Source organism: Paenibacillus sp. ov031, from assembly GCF_900143165.1.
GTDB classification, from domain to species: domain Bacteria; phylum Bacillota; class Bacilli; order Paenibacillales; family Paenibacillaceae; genus Paenibacillus; species Paenibacillus marchantiae.
Genome location: NZ_FRDO01000002.1, coordinates 305,583 through 325,442, shown reverse-complemented (window position 1 = coordinate 325,442; position 19,860 = coordinate 305,583). Strand labels below are relative to the sequence as shown.

Annotated in this window: 19 protein-coding genes; 13 read left to right on the top strand and 6 right to left on the bottom strand. The window is 47.6% G+C overall.

Going from position 1 to position 19,860, the window contains the following annotated elements:
• Positions 1–110: 110 nt before the first annotated feature.
• The 8 genes from BUA17_RS11665 (at position 111) to BUA17_RS11625 (ending at position 8,714) form a co-directional block, all read left to right on the top strand.
• A complete protein-coding gene (locus BUA17_RS11665; protein ID WP_072733700.1) occupies positions 111–929 on the top strand; it encodes an ABC transporter permease in 819 nt (272 codons plus the stop codon).
• 4 nt (positions 930–933) lie between these two features.
• Positions 934–1,725, top strand: coding sequence for an ABC transporter permease (locus tag BUA17_RS11660; RefSeq protein ID WP_024632851.1), 792 nt, complete (start codon positions 934–936; stop codon positions 1,723–1,725).
• 18 nt (positions 1,726–1,743) lie between these two features.
• Positions 1,744–2,802, top strand: a complete 1,059-nt coding sequence (locus BUA17_RS11655) for an ABC transporter ATP-binding protein (RefSeq protein WP_063567191.1) — start codon at positions 1,744–1,746, stop codon at positions 2,800–2,802.
• A gap of 120 nt (positions 2,803–2,922) precedes the next feature.
• Complete coding sequence (locus BUA17_RS11650; RefSeq protein ID WP_072733699.1) at positions 2,923–4,680, top strand: adenine deaminase; 1,758 nt, start codon at positions 2,923–2,925, stop codon at positions 4,678–4,680.
• 523 nt (positions 4,681–5,203) lie between these two features.
• Positions 5,204–5,944 (top strand): HAD family hydrolase, encoded by a 741-nt coding sequence (locus BUA17_RS11640; protein ID WP_072733697.1) that lies wholly within the window; start codon positions 5,204–5,206, stop codon positions 5,942–5,944.
• Between the two features lie 344 nt (positions 5,945–6,288).
• The gene (locus BUA17_RS11635) at positions 6,289–6,768 is read left to right on the top strand and encodes a Dps family protein (protein WP_072733696.1); all 480 of its coding nucleotides are present in this window, start codon (positions 6,289–6,291) and stop codon (positions 6,766–6,768) included.
• 128 nt (positions 6,769–6,896) lie between these two features.
• Entirely contained in the window at positions 6,897–8,102 is a 1,206-nt protein-coding gene (locus BUA17_RS11630) for a nitric oxide synthase oxygenase (protein WP_072733695.1), read from the top strand.
• Between the two features lie 144 nt (positions 8,103–8,246).
• Positions 8,247–8,714, top strand: a complete 468-nt coding sequence (locus BUA17_RS11625; RefSeq protein WP_072733694.1) for an NUDIX hydrolase — start codon at positions 8,247–8,249, stop codon at positions 8,712–8,714.
• 40 nt (positions 8,715–8,754) lie between these two features.
• Here BUA17_RS11625 and BUA17_RS11620 read toward each other — a convergent pair whose 3' ends face one another.
• On the bottom strand, positions 8,755–10,020 hold the full coding sequence (locus tag BUA17_RS11620) for an MFS transporter (protein WP_170867832.1): 1,266 nt from the start codon (positions 10,018–10,020) through the stop codon (positions 8,755–8,757).
• A gap of 257 nt (positions 10,021–10,277) precedes the next feature.
• Here BUA17_RS11620 and BUA17_RS11615 point away from each other — a divergent pair, with 257 nt between their 5' ends.
• From BUA17_RS11615 to BUA17_RS11600, 4 genes are read left to right on the top strand one after another with little or no spacing between them, the layout of a single operon-like run.
• Positions 10,278–11,387, top strand: a complete 1,110-nt coding sequence (locus BUA17_RS11615; RefSeq protein ID WP_063567198.1) for an ABC transporter ATP-binding protein — start codon at positions 10,278–10,280, stop codon at positions 11,385–11,387.
• A complete protein-coding gene (locus BUA17_RS11610) occupies positions 11,377–12,210 on the top strand; it encodes an ABC transporter permease (protein WP_024632841.1) in 834 nt (277 codons plus the stop codon). Before BUA17_RS11615 ends, BUA17_RS11610 begins: the two co-directional genes overlap by 11 nt.
• Positions 12,185–12,991 (top strand): ABC transporter permease, encoded by an 807-nt coding sequence (locus BUA17_RS11605; protein ID WP_063567199.1) that lies wholly within the window; start codon positions 12,185–12,187, stop codon positions 12,989–12,991. Before BUA17_RS11610 ends, BUA17_RS11605 begins: the two co-directional genes overlap by 26 nt.
• Positions 12,988–14,061 (top strand): ABC transporter substrate-binding protein, encoded by a 1,074-nt coding sequence (locus BUA17_RS11600; RefSeq protein WP_063567200.1) that lies wholly within the window; start codon positions 12,988–12,990, stop codon positions 14,059–14,061. The genes BUA17_RS11605 and BUA17_RS11600 overlap by 4 nt, the downstream gene beginning before the upstream one ends.
• 359 nt (positions 14,062–14,420) lie before the next feature.
• Here the strand turns inward: BUA17_RS11600 and BUA17_RS11595 are convergent, their stop codons facing one another.
• Together BUA17_RS11595 and BUA17_RS11590 are read right to left on the bottom strand one after the other, a co-directional pair.
• Positions 14,421–14,921 carry a hypothetical protein gene (locus BUA17_RS11595; RefSeq protein WP_063567201.1) on the bottom strand — a complete coding sequence of 167 codons (501 nt, stop codon included), beginning with the start codon at positions 14,919–14,921 and terminating at the stop codon, positions 14,421–14,423.
• Positions 14,922–15,111: 190 nt separating this feature from the next.
• Complete coding sequence (locus tag BUA17_RS11590; protein ID WP_072733692.1) at positions 15,112–16,155, bottom strand: AraC family transcriptional regulator; 1,044 nt, start codon at positions 16,153–16,155, stop codon at positions 15,112–15,114.
• Between the two features lie 134 nt (positions 16,156–16,289).
• Here BUA17_RS11590 and BUA17_RS11585 point away from each other — a divergent pair, with 134 nt between their 5' ends.
• Positions 16,290–16,922: an NAD(P)H-dependent oxidoreductase gene (locus BUA17_RS11585; RefSeq protein WP_072733691.1), complete on the top strand. Its 633-nt coding sequence runs from the start codon at positions 16,290–16,292 to the stop codon at positions 16,920–16,922.
• 114 nt (positions 16,923–17,036) lie between these two features.
• On the opposite strand, the gene BUA17_RS11580 is transcribed toward BUA17_RS11585, so the two are convergent.
• The 3 genes from BUA17_RS11580 to BUA17_RS11570 form a co-directional block, all read right to left on the bottom strand.
• On the bottom strand, positions 17,037–18,038 hold the full coding sequence (locus BUA17_RS11580; RefSeq protein WP_095206212.1) for a cation diffusion facilitator family transporter: 1,002 nt from the start codon (positions 18,036–18,038) through the stop codon (positions 17,037–17,039).
• Positions 18,039–18,236: 198 nt separating this feature from the next.
• Complete coding sequence (locus BUA17_RS11575; RefSeq protein WP_072733690.1) at positions 18,237–19,007, bottom strand: dioxygenase family protein; 771 nt, start codon at positions 19,005–19,007, stop codon at positions 18,237–18,239.
• Positions 19,007–19,684, bottom strand: a complete 678-nt coding sequence (locus BUA17_RS11570) for an alpha/beta hydrolase (protein WP_072733689.1) — start codon at positions 19,682–19,684, stop codon at positions 19,007–19,009. Before BUA17_RS11570 ends, BUA17_RS11575 begins: the two co-directional genes overlap by 1 nt.
• Positions 19,685–19,860 lie beyond the last annotated feature (176 nt).

Genomic DNA, 19,860 nt, shown 5'->3' with positions numbered 1-19,860 from the left:
GAACGATTCGTAACCGTAACGGTTGGTGCGACGAACGTATAGCATTTATTTTGAAATGTGCTCCAATGAAACGTGTGATTAAAACCATTTTATAAGTCAGGAGTACCGCGATGAAGAAATCAGTATACTGGCTATTGCTGCCGGGATTTGTGTTTTTGGCGGCATTTATGATCATTCCGATTGTCCTGACGATCGGATCGACGTTTTTTCAAGAAAACTCCTTCACGTTTGAAGGATACATGCATTTTTTCAGAGACCCTTACTTTTTGAAAATATTGCTTACGACGCTGCAGGTCAGCGTGGTCACCACCATCGTCTGCGTGGTGCTCGGATTCCCGACAGCTTATTATATTTCACAGAAAGCGCCGCGTCGCAAAGGAATTCTGCTCGCGCTGGCAATCTTCCCGCTGCTTACGAGCCCGGTTGTGCGCTCGTTTAGCTGGATGATTATTCTGGGACGCAAAGGGCTGATTAACAACGCCCTTGTTGGGCTTGGTATCGTGGACAAGCCGCTGGATATTCTTTATACGCCGGCAGCCATGATGATTGGTTTGGCCCATCTGTTCCTGCCACTTATGATCATTTCCCTGGTCGGTGTGCTTGAGAACATCGATGGTGATCTGCTCAAGGCAGCACAGAGTTTGGGTGCATCCCGCTTCACGGCATTTCGCCGGGTGGTGTTCCCGCTGGCTGTGCCAGGGCTTGTTATCGGAGCCGTACTTGTTTTTGTCGGAAGCCTGACGGCTTATACAACGCCTGCACTATTGGGAGGCAAACAGCGTGTAATTGCGACGTTCCTCTATCAGAACGCCATGACCCTGAACGACTGGTATCTGGCCTCGGTCGTTGCTGCGATTATGATTGTCATTACGTTTGTCGTGGTCGGTATCATGAACAAAATGGCCAAAACTTTAAATCCGAAGGGGTAGACATATGCGGGAGAAACATATCGGGCTGGGCCTGTTCAGTCTGCTGGTCTTTATCTTTCTGCTGGGCCCGCTTCTGATCATCTCGGTGACTTCGTTTGAACCGGGGACGGTACTCAAATTTCCGCCGGAGGGCTTTTCCCTCCGCTGGTACGAGAATATTTTCAACACAGGCGGTTTCCTCCGCACGTTCCAGACGTCCATCATCATTTCCCTGCTGGGGAATTTGCTGGCGCTGTTGCTCGGGGTTCCAGCTGCGTACGCACTTAGTCGTTATGATTTCAAGGGCAAGTCCGTGCTGAATGCATTGTTCTTGTCTCCGGTACTCATTCCGGGAATCGTGCTTGGTTTTACATTGATGAAATACCTCATCGTGATCTATCATCTGCCGATGTATTTGGGTTTGCTGATCGGTCACACGATTATTATGCTTCCATTTATTATTCGCGTTATCGCATCGAGTCTGTCGAGCTTTGACTTTGCGGTAGAAGAAGCAGCCCTGAGTCTCGGCGCGGGACGGGTAAGAACGTTCTTCCAGATCGTGCTGCCTAACATTCGCTCAGGAATTCTCGCTGCGGTGCTGATTGCCTTTTTGGAGTCGTTCAACAACGTGGACATTTCCGTGTTTATGACCGGACCAGGGGTAAGCACATTGCCAATTCAGATGCTGACCTATGTAGAAAATTATTTTGACCCAACCATTGCAGCCATTTCCGTGCTTTTGATGGTATTAACTGGACTTTTAATGTTCGTGATCGAACGGATCATGGGCGGATTCTCATACTTTACTAAACGTTAATTGGAGGCGCAGAACGCTATGGCATTGCTGACATTGGATCGCGTATCGGTGGCTTACGATAACCAGACGATCCTGAAGGATTTTCAATTGGAGCTGGAAAAAGGTAAGCTGCTCTCCCTGCTCGGACCGAGCGGTTGCGGCAAAACAACTACGCTGCGCCTCATCGCCGGATTCCTGGAAGCAACACAGGGTAAGTTTATGTTCGGCGGCAAGGATTATACGAAGGTTCCGGTAAACAAGCGGAATTTCGGATTTGTATTTCAGAGTTATGCGCTGTTCCCGCATCTGTCTGTCTATGACAACGTGGCCTTCGGCCTGCGGATGCGCAAGGTAAAAGACAAGGATATTTCTTCACGCGTAATGCGCATCCTTGAAGTGGTGAACCTGAACGGCTTTGAGAAACGCTTCCCGCAGGAACTGTCCGGTGGACAGCGTCAACGTGTGGCGATTGCCCGCGCACTCGTCATTGAACCGGATTTGCTGTTGTTCGATGAACCGCTTAGTAACCTGGATGCCAACCTGCGGCTGAATATGCGGGTGGAGATCCGCCGGATTCAGCAGGAACTGGGCATTACGACACTTTATGTCTCTCATGATCAGGAGGAGTGCTTCTCCATCTCGGATCAGGTAGCGATTATGAACAAAGGCGTTGTCGAGCAGCTCGACCGCCCAGAGACGATTTTTAAATACCCGGCCACAGAATTTGTAGCCCAATTTATCGGCTTCCACAATTTTATTGAATTCGCAGAGCGCAGTGATGCAGGAGAGGTGATCACGCTGAAAGCGGGTGGTCGTTTGTTCACGGCAACAGCGCATCCCGGAACAGCACGTCCCGGTGCACGCAAAGGTGCGATTCGTCCGGATGATCTGATGGTTAGCGGAGATACCTCTGGGGACATGGCAAATGCTTTGCCAGGGATTATCAAAGTAAGCACGTATCTTGGACGCAGTTATCAGTACGTCATTGAGACAGAACTTGGCGACTTCACAGCCAATCAGGAGATGGAGACACCTTATCTCAGCGGACAGCGGGTTAATCTGATTTTCCCGCAGGATAAACTTGTCCTTGTGGAATAGCCGCAGGAAGCAGAAGCAGCAAAAGAGGCATTTTATCGGCTGACTCCAGAGCAATATAGCTAGTTGTAACTGCTGCTCTGGATCGCTGTAAGATGCTCATGAAGAAGGAGATTATGCCCCATGCGTGCAGATCAACTAATTAAGAATGTACATGTGTATAACAGTTATTATAAACGATTCGAAATGAACAACGTGGCTGTACTGGACGGTAGATTTATGTATGTTGGTCCAGTCGGCCCGGAGATGATTGAAGCTGATGAAGTGATTGATGCACGTGGACGTTACATGATTCCGGGCCTTATTGATATTCATCTGCACATTGAGAGTACAATGGTGACACCAGTAACCTTTTCCCATGGCCTGATCCGCTGCGGAGTAACGTCCATTGTGGCGGAACCGCATGAGATGGCGAATGTGTTTGGGCTGGAAGGTGTGCAGGAGATGATGTCGGCAAGTCGTGAGACAACAGTGGACATGTTCTACGCTATCCCAAGCTCCGTTCCGGCGACACCGATGGAAACAACAGGTGGTTCAATCGAAATCGAAGACATGGATGTGCTGCTCGCTACTGGAGAGATCATCTGTCTCGGTGAGATAATGAACTATGTGGACGTCATCCGTGATCCGGAATGCAAGACCAATCAGATTCTTCAGCATATTCGCAAAAACTATCCAGATCTTGTGATCGAAGGTCATACACCGAAATTGCTTGGGCTGGATCTGCACCGACTGATCTATGCGGGCATCGATTCTGATCATACGCATCAGAGTATTGAAGGCTTGCAGGCGCGAATTGCGGCAGGCATGTTCATTGAAATTCAGGAAAAATCGATGACGCCAGAAGTCATGGAGTACCTGATTCAGCATGATGTCGCTCAGCATTTTTGCTTCGTAACGGACGATGTTATGCCGGATTCGCTGGTGGAACGGGGACATCTGGATCATATCGTACGTAAGGCCATTCGGATGGGTATGCGCCCCGAAGATGCGATTTACGCTGCAACTTCAACCCCTGCATCCCGTATGAAATTGACTGATCGAGGTAGCATTGCCCCAGGCAAAGTGGCGGATTATGTGCTATTGTCCAACTTAGATACACTTGCTGTAGAGCAGGTATACAAAAATGGCCGTAAAGCTTATGACGACTACGAACCGTACAAGCAGGACCGAATTAGTGGACAGTTTCCGCCTCACTTTTACCAAAGCGTGCAATTGGATCTGCTGGGAGCCGAGGATTTCGCAATCCGTTTGTCTGATCCGAAGGTGAACGGGCAAAGTCAAGCATCTGACTCAGACGCGCAGTTATCTGAAAATGGTTTAAACAACTGCCGGGTTATGATGGTGAAGGATGGTTCAACCTTTGTGGAAGAGCATATTGCACAGGTTCAGGCTGCGAATGGTGAACTTCTCTGGGAAGAGAGCGGATATGGACAGATTGCGACCTTTGAACGTTATGGTGTGAACGGTAACCGAGCACATGGTTTGATTGGTGGAGACACGATCAAGCGTGGTGCCATTGCAACAACATATTCACATGATAACCACAACCTATTGGTCGTAGGACGCAATCGTGAAGATATGATCTTAGCAGCTAACACGGTAATTTCGAGCCAGGGTGGGTTCTGTGTGGTGGAAGACGGCAAAGTGTTGTCCCATCTTGAACTTCCTGTGGGTGGTATATTGACGGAGGAACCGCTGGCAGTAGTATCACACCAAGTGAAAGAGCTGCGTGCAGCGATGTTGTCTCTTGGTTATGTGCACTATAACCCAATCATGTCCATCAGTACCCATTCCCTTGCGGTAAGTCCGGCTCTGAAAATTACGGATCACGGCCTGATTGATGTGAATGCAGGCAAGGTTGTACCGTTGATACTTTAATTGGAATACACATAATTCGTGAAGTATCTCTTAATTAGATGATTGATCGCGGAATACTGTAAATAAGTTAAAGTGAAGAATTAGAAAAAGGTAGGTATACTGTAGAGAAAGAATACAGTGCACCTACCTTTTTTTTGAAGCTCATTTATGGCAACGATAACATTTATATTGTCGATGTGGATTATCAATGCGTCTTCATTTTCTTGAGAGTTGCTGCATAGTACACTGATCTTGTGGCACAACTGATCATAGGACCCATGAGTATTAAGTTGCTGTATGTTGGAACAGTAGTGTAACTATAATGGATATAAATTAGCACTGATGTCGAAACAACAAAAAGGAAGAGATTTAACACTAAGTTGTATACTTTTCGCTTGTGTTCTTTGGGATATAAGGAGAATGCCATATAATCTACCTCCTTGCAATATTCGTTATAGAAATATGCTAGCATTTATCGGGATTTATTTCCACATTATTGTAATTATTAATTAAATTTTATGAGATCGAATAAGGGAGATCCATCATGTTATCTAACGACAACGCCCCAAAAGCTATATTTTTCGACGTAGACGATACTTTGTATGACCACTTGCAGCCGCTTCGTGGCGCATTACAGCAAGTTCTTGGTTTACCAGATGATTTCCCGTATGGGGAGGCATACCATCGCTTCCGTTATTATAGCGACCGGCTGTCTGCCCAAGAAGACTTGTCTGCTGTACCCGAACCGGAAGCGGTGGAACGGATGCGTCATCGCAGATTTGAGCTGACCATGGCGGAATTTGGACATCCTCTACAACCGGGGCAGGCTGAAGAACTGCAAGCACAGTATTTGAATAGACAGTTTCAGATCCAGCCCTTTGATGGAGCATATGAGCTTATTCGAAGACTTCTTGCAGAAGGTCATATGGTAGGGTTAATTACCAACGGAGAAGGAAAACATCAGCAGCGGAAGCTCGAAGCGCTGGATGTATTCAGTCTTATTCCCAAGGAACACATCTTCATATCGGGTACCCTTGGTTACGCCAAGCCGGATCGTAGATTGTTTGAGCATGTAAGCAGGCAGACGGGATCGGATTCCGGTTCCAGTTATTATATCGGCGATTCCTGGCGCAATGATGTTGTCGGTGCAGTGGATGCCGGATGGAAAGTGATCTGGTTCAACCATCGTGATGCTTTGCCAGAATCAGAGCATCAGCCTCATCACGTTGCGCGTAGTTATGAAGAGGTAAGCTGTATCCTTACATCCGAGTTAATCCAACAATAAAGCGTGCGCTATGTGCGTTGGTGCAGTCCTGATCCTCAATGAGGATTAGGGCTGTTTTTTGTTATATACCACGTGAGGATTGTCATTGTACACCGGCGAAAATCGAGGTATAGATACTAAGTGTAAGAGGTGTTAAAAGCGGTCTTCTCACACTGTCCAAACATGAAGCGTAGCTTCATGGAATCTTCATTCGAAAGAGTAGGCTAAAGTCTTCACAAAGGATAAGGGCAGTGTTATAATTAAAACAAGATTTAGATTAAGTCTAAATTAAACAAACGGAAGCAAGTTAAATTACTACGTTATCAAAATCAAAACTATATCGTATTCGAGAGGGGATAAATTCCATGAGCACAATCCAAACTAGAAACAATACTTTTGCAAACCATGCTACTGAACTTCAAGAGGTCCTGAACCGCCAGATCGCTGGTTGGGCTGTACTGTATACTAAATTGCACCACTTCCACTGGTATGTGAAAGGTCCTCATTTCTTCACACTGCATGCCAAATTCGAAGAGCTGTATAACTTGGCTACGGCGAATATGGACGAAGCCGCAGAACGTCTATTGGCGATTGGTGGACGTCCGGTCGCAACGATGGCTGAGCAACTGCGGTTGTCACCTGTTGAGGAAGCACAGGGACAGTTGTCGGCTGAAAAAATGGTAGAAACCGTAGTTACTGATCTGCAAGCGATGGTGGGTGTAATTAACGAGGGTATTCAAGCAGCTGGCGAAGCTGAGGATAATGCAACTGAAGATATGTTGATTGGATTCACTGCTGCATTGGATAAAGAGGTCTGGATGTTAAACGCATTTCTGGGCAAATAAGCTAAGTTACCCTGCATCCTGAACAACGATATGTAGAGTCCGTGAACAAAGTGCCCGTTCGCTTACAAATCCGGTGTGCTTGCCGTATAATGATGGCATTCAAGATGTATAGATTGGTGGAGTGAATAATGCGGACAGACCTGGAAGAACTGCGGGATGAAGCTGAACGGTTTATATATAGATGTTATGAAGAGCTGGGCCATTCGCGTGAAGACGCGCAGGCCCGGCTTGTTGCAGTTTTGAACGAGATTGAGCACACAGGCACATATGTGCATACTGCGGATGAACTGGAGCATGGCTGTAAAATGGCATGGCGGAACAGCAATCGCTGCATCGGGCGGCTATTCTGGGATAAACTGCGCATCGTTGATGCACGTCATGCAGATACGGTTGGAACGGCAGCAGATGCTGTGATGACGCACATCAGAGCGGCTTCCAACAAAGGGAAGATTATTCCCATGATTACGATTCTTCCACCTGATGGACCGAAGGGAGCCCCTGTGCGAATTTGGAATCACCAGTTAATCCGTTATGCCGGATATGAGACGACGGAAGGCATTGTAGGTGATCCTGCCTCCGTTGAGCTAACGAAGACAGCAATGTCGCTTGGCTGGCAGGGAGAGGGTACGCCTTATGATGTGCTTCCATTGATTATCCAGGCTAAGGGGCAAGCTCCAGAGTGGTATCCTGTGCCCAAGGAAGACATCGTGGAAGTGAGGATCGAACACCCGGAGCGTCCTGAGATTGCTGAACTGGACATGCGCTGGTACGGTGTACCGATGATCGCCGATATGCGGCTGGAGATTGGCGGCATATCCTACCCGGCAGCACCATTCAACGGCTGGTATATGGGCACTGAGATTGGCGCACGCAATCTGGCAGATACGTTTCGGTATAATAAACTACCAGCGGTAGCGGCAGCACTTGGCTTGAATACGTCGAGTGAAACGACGTTGTGGAAGGATCGGGCTCTGGTAGAGCTGAATGTAGCGGTGCTGCATTCGTTCAAGAAAGCAGGCGTTAGCATTGTGGATCACCACACAGCGGCAGCGCAATTTGCCTTGTTTGAGCAGCGGGAAGAGAAGGCCGGGCGCGAACTGACAGGAGATTGGGTCTGGCTGATTCCGCCGGTGTCGCCGGCAACGACGCATATTTTCCACAGTTCCTATCGCAATGAGATTGTGAAGCCCAACTTTTTCTATGGAGATCATTCTTACACATCGGATTCAGAGAAATTGGAAGCTGAACGGATGGACAGGGGAAAACAACAACCCGAGGGGGATCAGCAGCCTCATGCTGAGAACCCACCAATGAAATGCCCGTTTGCACACTGATGTGTGAACGGGTTGTTTTTTTTTCTGTTTTTTCATCAAAGCACGGATTCTAAAATAGGAAATAAAGCTGAAGATTCTTTCTCTATATGGAAATTAATTGCACTTCTATAATGAGGATCATGACTTAATATAGGAGGCTTACCCATGGGTTACATTGAATCGCTTCGAGAAATGGTTGGCAATGCACCGGTTATTCTGGTGAGACCGAGTATTTTGATTTTGAATAAATCAGGTGAAATTTTGTTGGTTCGACATGTGGATCATACCTGGGGAGTACCGGGTGGGTTTATGGAGTTGGGCGAATCGGTGGAAGAGTCTGCGAGGCGAGAGGTCAAAGAGGAAATTGGAATACAGATCAAGAAACTCGTGCTATACGGCGTCTTTTCGGGGAAAGAGTTATATACGAAATTAAGAAACGGGCATGAATATTATAATGTGGTCATTGGTTATATTTGCACAGAGTTCGAAGGTGATTTGAAGCCCGATGGGGTGGAAGTTCTTGAAGCAAAGTTTTACAAGCCGACGGAATTGCCTGAGAACACAGACCCTTATTTGAAAAATAAAATCAAAGAAAATGCACTACATATCGCAGCACTATTGGGTAAAAAATGATTGGAGGCTGCCCACTGATGTTGTGGGCAGTTTTGTGCGTCTACACTCGTTTCGATCTGTAACGGCTGCGCATCACAGCCTGAACGGCAATGGCAGCAGCAATCAGAAGCAGATTGAACACAAACACGGTATACAGCGATCCACGCTCCACAAGCAGAGCAGCCACCAGAGGGGACACGATGGAACCGATCTCTGCCACAGAGACAATTTTGCCTATGACGGAGCTTCTACCCTCGTCCGGGATATGATCCCCGATATGAGCAAAGAACGAATCCATGTAACATGCACCGCCTACGCCGCCGATCAGCATGCCCACGTAAACCAGCACATATGAAGATGTGCTCAGAAAAACCACCACTTCGATGCCAATCATCAGCATGCCGAACATGCAGAGCAGCAGACGATCACCCATTCGATCAGACAGGTAACCGGCTACCGGAGCAGCCGCGAGTGTAGAAATACCAACGACGGTAAAGGCAAGACTAATCGCAAACGGGTCCCACTGCATGATATGAGCTGCATACAATGCAAAGTAAGTCAGAAACACGGCATAAGCACTCATCTCCAGGAAATGAACCGTACCGTAGCCAATCAGTTGCTGCCTCCGGGTAAGTCCGGTGGACGGAATGATTGGGCTAGGAGTAGCGTTTACTGGAGAAACTGTATAATCGGCAGGCGTTTGCGTTGGTTTGGCATCCGTTGGAGACTCGCTTAAGTCGTGACCGTCCGCCACATTTTCAGATACAGGATTGGGCTTTGCTGCTGTCTTCATCCCCATTGCCGCAACCACAGCCATCAGGCAGCACACGGTAACGAGTAAAAAAGGCACCGACAAAGGCCAATGCAACGAGAGCCAACCGCTGATGACCGGACCCAGCACCATGCCCCCACCTTCACTGCTGCTGATATAACCGTTGTAGAGCCCCCGGTTGTCGACATTCCCCTCATCCCCAATGATGGAACGTACGACGACCGTAAGTCCGGTAGAAGCGAGCCCTTGCAGCAGCCGCAGCAGACCAAATACTAGTGCGACAGAAGATACAGCGAAACCGCCCATACAAACAGCGAGCAGCAGCAGCATGGCAATAAGTGCCCGCTTGCCCCCGATTTTTCGATAGAGTGCCGCAGCGGGCACCCCGCCAATCACTTTACCGACATAAAAGAGTGCAAAAATAACCCCCATCATCCAGCCGGACAGGCCGAATTCCTCAATAAACAAAGGGAACAGGGGCAGGATCATGAAACCGCCCATCTGACTCAGAAAACAAATGATCATCAGCAAAGGCAGGTTACGACGAATATCCACGAACAGGACTCCTTTCACATGACTTGATTCCGAAATCCTCATGAAATCGCTCTACATGGATGCGTAGATATCGACATATACCCGTAATGTATGCTGTATTTGTGAGAATAAGAAGAAATAACACATGGCGTTTACATCAAAACCATTGCGGATATAGCTGAATCATATATAATAGATGGGATTTGTAATGAAGCATGCATGAAAAGAAGTGTACAGGCTCAAGGTATACCTCAAGTTTAAAGGGGGCGAAATGAAGCATGTCAGAACAACAACCGATTATCCGGTTCGACCGGGTGACCCAGCAATACGATCAGGATGAAGCCGTATTGAAGGAGGTCAGCTTCGAGATTGAGCGGGGTAAATTTTATACGCTACTCGGCCCGTCAGGCTGTGGGAAAACAACGATATTGCGCCTGATCGCCGGCTTTGCGGAGCCGACACAGGGCAGTATTTATTTTAACGGAGCACTGATTAACCAAGTGCCGGCTCACCAGCGGCAGGTGAATACCGTATTTCAGGATTATGCCTTATTTCCACATTTAAACGTATTTGAGAACGTAGCTTTTGGTTTGCGGATCAAAAAAATGAAAACCGCTGAAATTCAAGGCAAAGTGCTGGAAGCACTCAAGTTCGTCAATCTCTCTGGCTATGAAAACCGTGAAATTGGCGAGATGTCTGGCGGACAACGGCAGCGTGTCGCCATTGCGCGGGCGATTGTGAATGAACCCGAGATTTTGCTGCTGGACGAGCCGCTCTCGGCGCTCGATCTGAAACTGCGGACAGAAATGCAGTATGAACTGCGTGAGCTGCAACAGCGATTGGGCATTACGTTTATTTTTGTCACGCATGATCAGGAAGAAGCCTTAGCGATGTCAGATGAGATCTTTGTCCTGAACGGCGGCGTCATTCAACAGAGCGGAACACCGAATGATATCTATGATGAGCCGATTAACCGTTTTGTGGCGGACTTTATTGGTGAATCGAACATTGTATCCGGCAAAATGAAGCAAGATTTTGTGGTGGAATTCGCTGGCGCAGAGTACGAGTGTGTCGATCAGGGTTTGCAGCGGGACGAGCCTGTAGAGATTGTGATCCGTCCAGAGGATATGGAGATTACAACCGAGGAACAGGGCAAGATGCAGGTCAACGTGGACTCCCAGCTGTTCCGTGGGGTGCACTACGAGATATCCACATACGATGATGCGGGTAATGAGTGGCTGGTGCATTCCACGAAGAAAGCCGTCGTAGGCGCTCGTATTGGACTGTATTTTGACCCGGAAGCCATCCACGTCATGCGCTTTAATGAGACGGAAGAAGAGTTCGATAAACGTCTGGAAGCCTATCAAGAGGCCGTTCATGCAGACTAAGGCGAGTACACGCAATGCGTATCTGATTCCATATGTATTATGGATGGTGTTGTTTGTAGTTGCTCCGGTTCTGCTGGTGGTGTATTACTCGTTCTTCGATGTGGAAGGTAATTTCACGCTGGGTAACTACGCTCGGTTCTTTACACCTGTGTACATGCAGATGACCCTGAGCTCGTTCTGGTATGCATTTCTGATCACGGTGTTCTCGCTGTTGGTCTCGTATCCGACGGCGTATCTACTGACTCGTACGAAGCACAAGCAGCTGTGGCTGCTGCTTATAATTTTGCCAAGCTGGATCAATCTGTTGTTAAAAGCGTACGCCTTTATCGGCCTGTTCGGCACGTATGGCTTGACCAATTCCTTACTGGAAGTGGTGGGTATTGGCACGCAACAGATTTTGTTCACCGATTTCAGTTTTATCTTTGTCTCGGTGTACATCTTCATTCCATTCATGATCTTGCCGATCTTCAACGCGTTGGAAGAGATGAATCCTTCGCTGATCTATGCGGCCCGGGATCTTGGGGCATCGTCATGGCTGACGTTCCGCCGGGTTATCTTCCCGTTGACGCTCAGCGGAGTGAAATCCGGCTGTCAGGCCGTATTTATTCCGGCGCTATCTTTGTTCATGATTACCCGCCTTATTGCGGGGAACCGGGTAATTACGCTGGGAACAGCGATTGAGCAGCATTTTCTCGTCACCCAGGACTGGGGGATGGGTTCGACGATTGCCGTCTTTTTGATTATTGCGATGGCGATCATTATGTTCCTGACTGGATCAGGCAAGAAGGAGGTGCGTAATGGGAAGAAACGGAAAGCTGTCTAACGTCTATCTGGCCGTTGTATTCGCCATACTGTACGCACCGATTGCGTATCTGATCTTCTATTCCTTCAACAGTGGCGGGCATATGCGCGGTTTCGAAGGATTTACATTGAAATGGTACAGGGAAGTATTTGCCGATACCCGGCTGCTGATCATTGTACTCAATACGTTCATTATTGCGCTCCTGTCCTCTGCGATCTCGACGATGCTCGGTGTGGCAGGGGCACTGGCGATCTACCATGTGCGGCGCAAACGGACCAAGAATACGTTGCTGTCACTCAATAACGTGCTGATCGTTAGTCCGGATGTCATCATTGGTGCATCCTTTCTGATTCTATTCACCATGATTGGCATCAAGCTTGGATTCACTTCGGTATTGTTGTCTCATATCGCATTCAGCGTGCCGATTGTAGTAATTATGGTACTGCCAAAGCTTCAGGAGATGAGCCCGACATTGATGGATGCGGCGCGCGATCTGGGTGCTGGATCATGGCAGATCCTAACTCGTGTCGTGCTTCCATACGTTAAACCGGGTATTTTTGCCGGATTCTTCATGGCATTGACTTACTCGCTTGATGACTTTGCGGTAACATTCTTTGTCACGGGTAACGGATACTCCACACTCTCTGTGGAGATTTATTCAAGAGCAAGGCAGGGTGTGTCATTGTCCATCAATGCGCTGTCCACGCTGCTGTTCCTGCTGACGGTGCTGCTGGTGGTTGGGTATTACTTCATTAACCGCCGTGCAGCGCGAACGCCTGCGGGAAGGGGGCTGCGTCCATGAAGCAACTGGTTCGGACATTTGCGATTGTATTTGTGGCTGCCTTTGCCTTGATGATTCTCGCTTCGTATCTGAACAAGAGTCAGGGGTATTCCGGCGGCAACACGCTGACGATTTACAACTGGGGCGATTATATCGACCCCGATTTGCTGAAGGAATTTGAACAAGAGACCGGCATCAAGGTGATCTATCAGACGTTTGATTCGAACGAAGCGATGTTAACCAAGATTGAGCAGGGCGGAACGACGTTTGATGTGGCGATTCCTTCTGAGTATGCGATTAGCAAAATGAAAGAGGAAAACCTGCTCATTCCGCTGGATCACAGCAAGCTGCCCAATCTGAGCAACATCGACTCCCGGTTCATGGACCTATCCTTTGATGAGGGCAACAAGTACTCCATCCCTTACTTCTGGGGAACGGTGGGTATTGTGTACAACCCTGAACTGGTCGATGGGTTAACGTTTGAGAGCTGGAATGATCTGTGGGACCCACGTTTGAAAAATCAAATCCTGCTGCTCGACGGTGCCCGTGAAGTCATGGGCATGGGGCTGAACAGCCTCGGGTATTCGTTGAACGATACGAACGAAGATCATCTGCAGGAAGCTTTGAAGAAACTGTCCACCCTCACGCCTAACGTCAGAGCGATTGTCGGAGACGAGATCAAAATGCTGCTGGCAAACGAGGAAGCGGCGGTAGGACTCGTATGGTCCGGTGATGCGTCAGAAATTATGGATGAGAACGACAAGCTGGATTACGTGGTTCCGGAGGAAGGTTCGAACCTTTGGTTCGATAACATGGTCATTCCGAAGACCGCGAGTAATATTGAAGGTGCTCATCAGTTTATCAACTTCATGCTGGACCCTGATCATGCGGCTCGTAATACTGAATATGTAGGGTACTCTACACCGAACGCCGAGGCATTGAAGCTGCTGCCGGAGGATATTTCGGAGGATGAACGATTCTATCCAGATGAGACACTGACGGGTAAGCTGGAAGTGTACAATAATCTGGGCAAAAAAATGCTCTCGCATTATAACGATTTGTTCCTCGAATTTAAAATGCATAGCAAATAAAAGGTATTCGAGTGAGATGCACAGCGTCTCTCTAATTCATTAAAACTCCAATGGGAGTTAATAACCACCAATAGCGCGTGTACAGTTCGTTAGAATAAATAGGGGTGCAGCTCGTCATTTCAATTAAATGACGAGCTGCACCCCTACATTTTTACTCTGCCTCAGAGCAAATAGCTCAAGTGTTTTGTTCTATTTAGTTTACACGTTAACGGAGAGGACAGAACAAACTGAAGAAGCGAAGCGCTCGCCTTTATCTCCGGATTTTTCCCTTTATTAAAGGAGAATCAAGAAAATCTGGAGATAACAGCGATCAAAAGTTGTTCTGTCATCGGAGTGGTCAAGTGGAAACAATCAGAAGTTTACATGCGCTTTTTGCGACCCACAATGATCCATGCCCCGCCCATAATCAGCACAATCGCCACGAATGGCTGGATAAAGGACAGACTGTTCAGCATCGTGCCAATCGACATGACGGCGAAGAATAACAGTGAGATAACCGTCAGAATGTTGATCGGAATCAGTAACCATTTGTTACGGCCACCGAACCAATACAATTCAAACAGACCTACCGCTACCGCAAGAATGAAGCCAGGCCACATCGTGCTCCAGTTACCAAAGAGCATGGCGATCTGGCTGACAACACCTACCGTAAGTAAGATGCCACCTGGAACTAGCAATCCGATCCCTCGTCCAATCATGGAGAAGTAGAGCCAATGGAAGAATAGCCCCAGTGGAATCACAAATAGGGTGGGCCAGAACGTGGCAAAGATTGTACCTGGACCGAGTGAACCTCCCTGGTTCAAAATTAGGTACACGCCGAGCAAAATAAGCACAGGCGCAAGGATGGTGCGTTTAGCCATGATATCTCTCCTTTTCAATACAAGATCAATTCCCGAACGGTCATGGAGTATGTTTTCTCGTTATTCACAGCATACCATGAACCGCAAAAGGGTATCCTCGGTCTTTGGAGTTAAACTTCACCTAGACTAAAGTCTAGGTTCAAAAACATGTAATCACTAATCCCCTTAGGAGGATTGGATTCGGGATTATTCAACTACGGGGCTGCATGGGCTGTTTGAGACTGGAACGGTATTGCCCGGGAGTCTGTCCCGTCCACTTTTTGAAGGCATTCTGAAACGCGCTTTGCTCCGAAAAATGTAAGGCATACGCAATATCCCCCACGGAATAGGTTCCCTTCTGCAAATATCGCAATGCCATTTCCTTGCGTACCTGAACGGATATCTCATGATACGTTGTATCTTCTTCACGCAATCGGCTCTGAAGTGTGCGAATGCTCACGCCCAGATACTCTGCGGTGTGTTGTAATGTGGGAAAGAAGGTTGGTAGGCTCTCCATCATCCATCGACTTACTTTGCCAGAGAAGGATTGAGATGAATGAAGCTCATCTTTGCTTTCCTGAGCCATGGTTTCAAAGACCTTCAGCATTCTTGCATCCGAATATAATACGGGCTGATCCAGAATGTCTTTGTGCATTCGCAGGAGTGTACGGGTAGCCCCGAATCGAGGCTCTATTCCGAACATGCCAACATAAGGAGATAGATCGCCTGAAGCATCGGGGGCTTGATGACTAAACTGAACCTCTTTTAACTCCACCCGGCGATTCGCCAGTTTGCTGATCAAATACACCATCGAGACAGCCATATCTTCCACACAATGACGGGACATCTGCTTCTCCGAATTTTGCAAAGACAATTGAAGGATCAAATCCGTTCCGGCTACTTTCCAATCCAGATTAAATCCACTATATAGAATGATGTTATATCGTTGATAAGCAGCGAGTGCATCTCCAATCGTCTTGGAATGCATCATGACGTAACCAGGAAGGCCAAGGTCCGCAAAGTCCAGCAGTTGTCCCTGGTTCAATCCAAAATACAGATCATCCGAGTATCTGGCAGCATACTGCATAATCCGTTCCAACTCTTCAACTGGAATACGTGCTTCCGGATTCTGCATAATAGCAGGATCTACGCTGACGTACTCGAAAAACGCTTCGGATTCGTACCCTTTGTTCACCAGCGTCTTCATAATCGGATACAACATGGAAATGGACACACCGTGATTATGGTTGTTCATGCTACCCCCTTTTGCGCGAATCAGCAATGTTTTGGCGCCGTTGATCATTTGTTTATGTATGCGTTCATTCTATGCTTGTGATATGCCTGCTTCTTCGGCCTTCATGAACTTTATTATACAGGAGGAACAGATGTATGAAGTCAAATATTTTGGTAATTAATGGTCATCCGGATCCGCAAAGTTACTGCAAAGCACTGTCAGAAGCCTATATAAAAGGAGCTCGACAATCGGGCAGTTCTGTGGAACTGATCGACCTGAGCCATATTCAGTTTAATCTCAATCTTCAGTACGGGTACCGTCAGCGGACGGAATTGGAGCCTGATTTGGTGAGAGCTCAGGAATTGATCCGATGGGCGGACCATCTGGTGTTTGTATATCCGACGTGGTGGGGAGTGATGCCTGCTATTTTGAAAGGGTTTATTGATCGGGTGTTTTTGCCTGGATTCGCGATGAAAGATCGGGAGGACTCACCCCTATGGGACAAATTGCTGAAAGGAAGGTCTGCCCACATCATTGTGACCATGGATACACCACGCTGGTACAATCGATTGATTTACAGACATGCAGGGCACCGGGTCATGAAATCCAATATTCTCAAATTCTGCGGGGTCTCCCCGGTACGTGTAACCGAGATTAGTCCAATCAAAGGCTCCACTGAGGCGTTCCGTCTGAAATGGCTGGATAAATTGATGAAGATGGGCATGAAGCAAGGTGGCAGAAGTAAACCCCATGCTGGTCACTCAGCGAATTCTAACCAACAAGTTTAGCCCAACTTTAGCAGCCATGGAGTTATATTAGCTATGTCACGTTGTTTGCTATGTAAAGAAGCCCACTCCGCGAAGAGTAGGCTTCTTTTATCTTTTATAAAAGGGAGCAGGCCCTTATTTCACCACATCAGAATGCTTCTTGCCCCAGCTGTTCACACCATCATCTTCGATAATAGAGATGGCCGCATCGGCGATGTCTGGATCTGTCATTAACTTCTCTTGGATACGGAACTTGATATCATCTGCATCGGCAAGGCTCAATCCTTTGGTCAGTTCGATCAGACCCTCAACGTGGTAATAACGACCTTCCTGAATAATGCGCATCATCTGGATATCTGCAACATGAGAGTCTGCCAGAATGGTCTGGGATACTTTATCCTCAACATCCTGTGGAGCCGCTACACCAATCAGTCCGATCATATTGTCATAACCTACACGGAAAGCGACAGCGATCATCAGGCATCCAATAATGGTTGTCACGACTCCATCGAGCAATGCAAAATTGGTCAGTGCAATGACAACGACAGAGATCAGTGCGAGTGTCGCACCGAGTACCGCTACAATATCTTCGTAAAATACAAGGCGTGTTGGCGGCGCGGCACGTCCTACATTTTTGATTGCAGCAGGGAACAGGGCGAGGCCTGACGCTTTGGGCGCACGTGCTTCGTGTAGAATTTCTTTCATTGCTTTAATCAAAATGGCTCCATCGATCACAATGTTAAGCACCAGCACGCCGATGTTAATCCAGATACCACCGGAATGAGCAGCTGGATGCAGTAACAGATGAATGCCTTCATGGATCGTTTCATACGCCATAATGGTAACAACGATAACGGCAATCATACAGAAAATGTTGATGACTCGCCCGAATCCGGTCGGAAAGCGGCGTGTAGGTTTTTTCTCGGACAACACACTTCCGACAAAGACAAACCCTTGGTTGATGGCATCGGCTAGAGAGTGCATCGCCGAGGCGAACATGGCGCCACTGCCACTGAATAGAAAGGCTCCTCCTTTGCACAGTGCAAGTACAGCATTTCCTGCCATAGCTACAGCCGAGGATGTGTTCCCCTTTTTGACGAGAGACATTAAGCTCTCAGACTTTGGTTGTTCAGCCACTTCGAATGTTCCTCCCAGAAAGATGTGATAGGTGTAGAAAGAGTATTCCTTAATTACAGCTTGGTCATTTCCACTAAATGTTATTATAGCTTGCTTTACAACTCCCAGCATTATGCAAAAAAGGTCATATCACAAAAACACCCGTGCGAGTTCGCACGAGTGTCTGATTATTTTTATATAAGGTGTTATATCAATGGATCAATCAAATTTCCAGCAAGACAGGCTCAGGTTGCCATACTGATAGGCTTTGAACAGGAGTGATGCCTGCTTGTTCTGATCTCCCGCACCCATGGCGAGCAGCAATGGTACAAAATGCTCTGGCGTAGGCACGGCTGCTTGGGCTGATGGTGCCAGCTTGTCATAGGCGAATAGGGACGCTGTATCCCAGCTCACAAGTTTGTCTTGCAGCCAGTTGTCAAACGCCATGGCCCAAGGGTCAACGCCTGCGCTTTCCCAGTTTAACTGACGCAGGTTGTGTACCGTCCCACCACTGCCAATGACGAGAACGTCTTGCTCACGCAATGTGGCGAGTGCCTGCCCAACCTGATACTGCTGTTCATTGGACAGATAACGGTTCACGGATAAAGCAACGACCGGAATGTCCGCATTTGGATAGAGCAGGCGAAGCACAACCCAAGCACCGTGATCCAGACCACGAACAGAGTCGCTTTCCACCGGAATACCAGCATCCCCGAACAGGCGCTGAATCTCCGCTGTTATCTCTTCATGTCCTTGTGCAGGGTATTTGATCTGATACAGCTCAGGCTGGAAGCCGCCAAAATCATAGATGGTCTCGTAGTTGGCTACTGAAGAAACCAATTGAGTTGTAGATTCCCAGTGAGCAGAGAACAATACGATCGCTTTGGGTTTCGGCAGTTCCTGTCCAAGTTTTTGCAGAAACTCAGTGTATGCATTTTCCTCCAGTGCGAGTGATGGTGCACCGTGAGCGATAAACAGGGATGGCATCATTATGAATTCAGTCCTTTCGGGTCTTCGGCAGTCAGCTTGGCGGCATCCGTCCGAAGCCATTGTTGAAATTGTTGATATAAGTCGGGGGTGACTTGGTGTCCACCGTGATATGGAACATACGTAACGTTATTGGTCTGTTCCCGGAAGAAGCTGGCGTTATCTTCGCCAAGTTGCAGCGGGAAGAGATGATCCTGATCGCCATGCGATATAAATACAGATAACTCCGAGTTGGGCTGTATCTTGTATTCGTCTTTCACAAATTGCGGAATGTAACCACTCATGGCTACAATTCCCTTGATTGCATCTCCCATGATCAGCGAGAGCGTCATCGCCATAATGGCTCCTTGACTGAATCCGGCGATATAACGCCGTGCGGGATCAATGGCATATTTGGCAGACAAGTCAACCATTAGCTGTTGCAGTCCCTGAACAGAGGCGTCGAACAACTCACGGACGGGGTTGCCAATGCTTTTAATTTGAAAAAAGGCGTAGCCGCTACCCTGAACAATGGGCCCACGTACGGCAACGATAATAAAATTGGACTGAAGAGGCTCCATTAAGCGAAGCATATCCTGTTCATCCGAACCCATGCCATGCAGGGCAAAGATAACGGGATATTGTTGTTCTGTATTGTAATTGGAAGGAAGCCGAACCTCGTAAGTCAATGAATAATTCAATGCAACCACCACCTGATAAGAAATGAGTAATCAAAATAAAGTTCACTAATATGAAATTAATATTCTTATTGATGAACAAAATTTATCATGATTCCATTGTAGGGTCAATATTTTTTTTGTATTATGAAAATATGTTCCGTATAAGAAATCTATAATGCTCAATAACGATGGTTGGG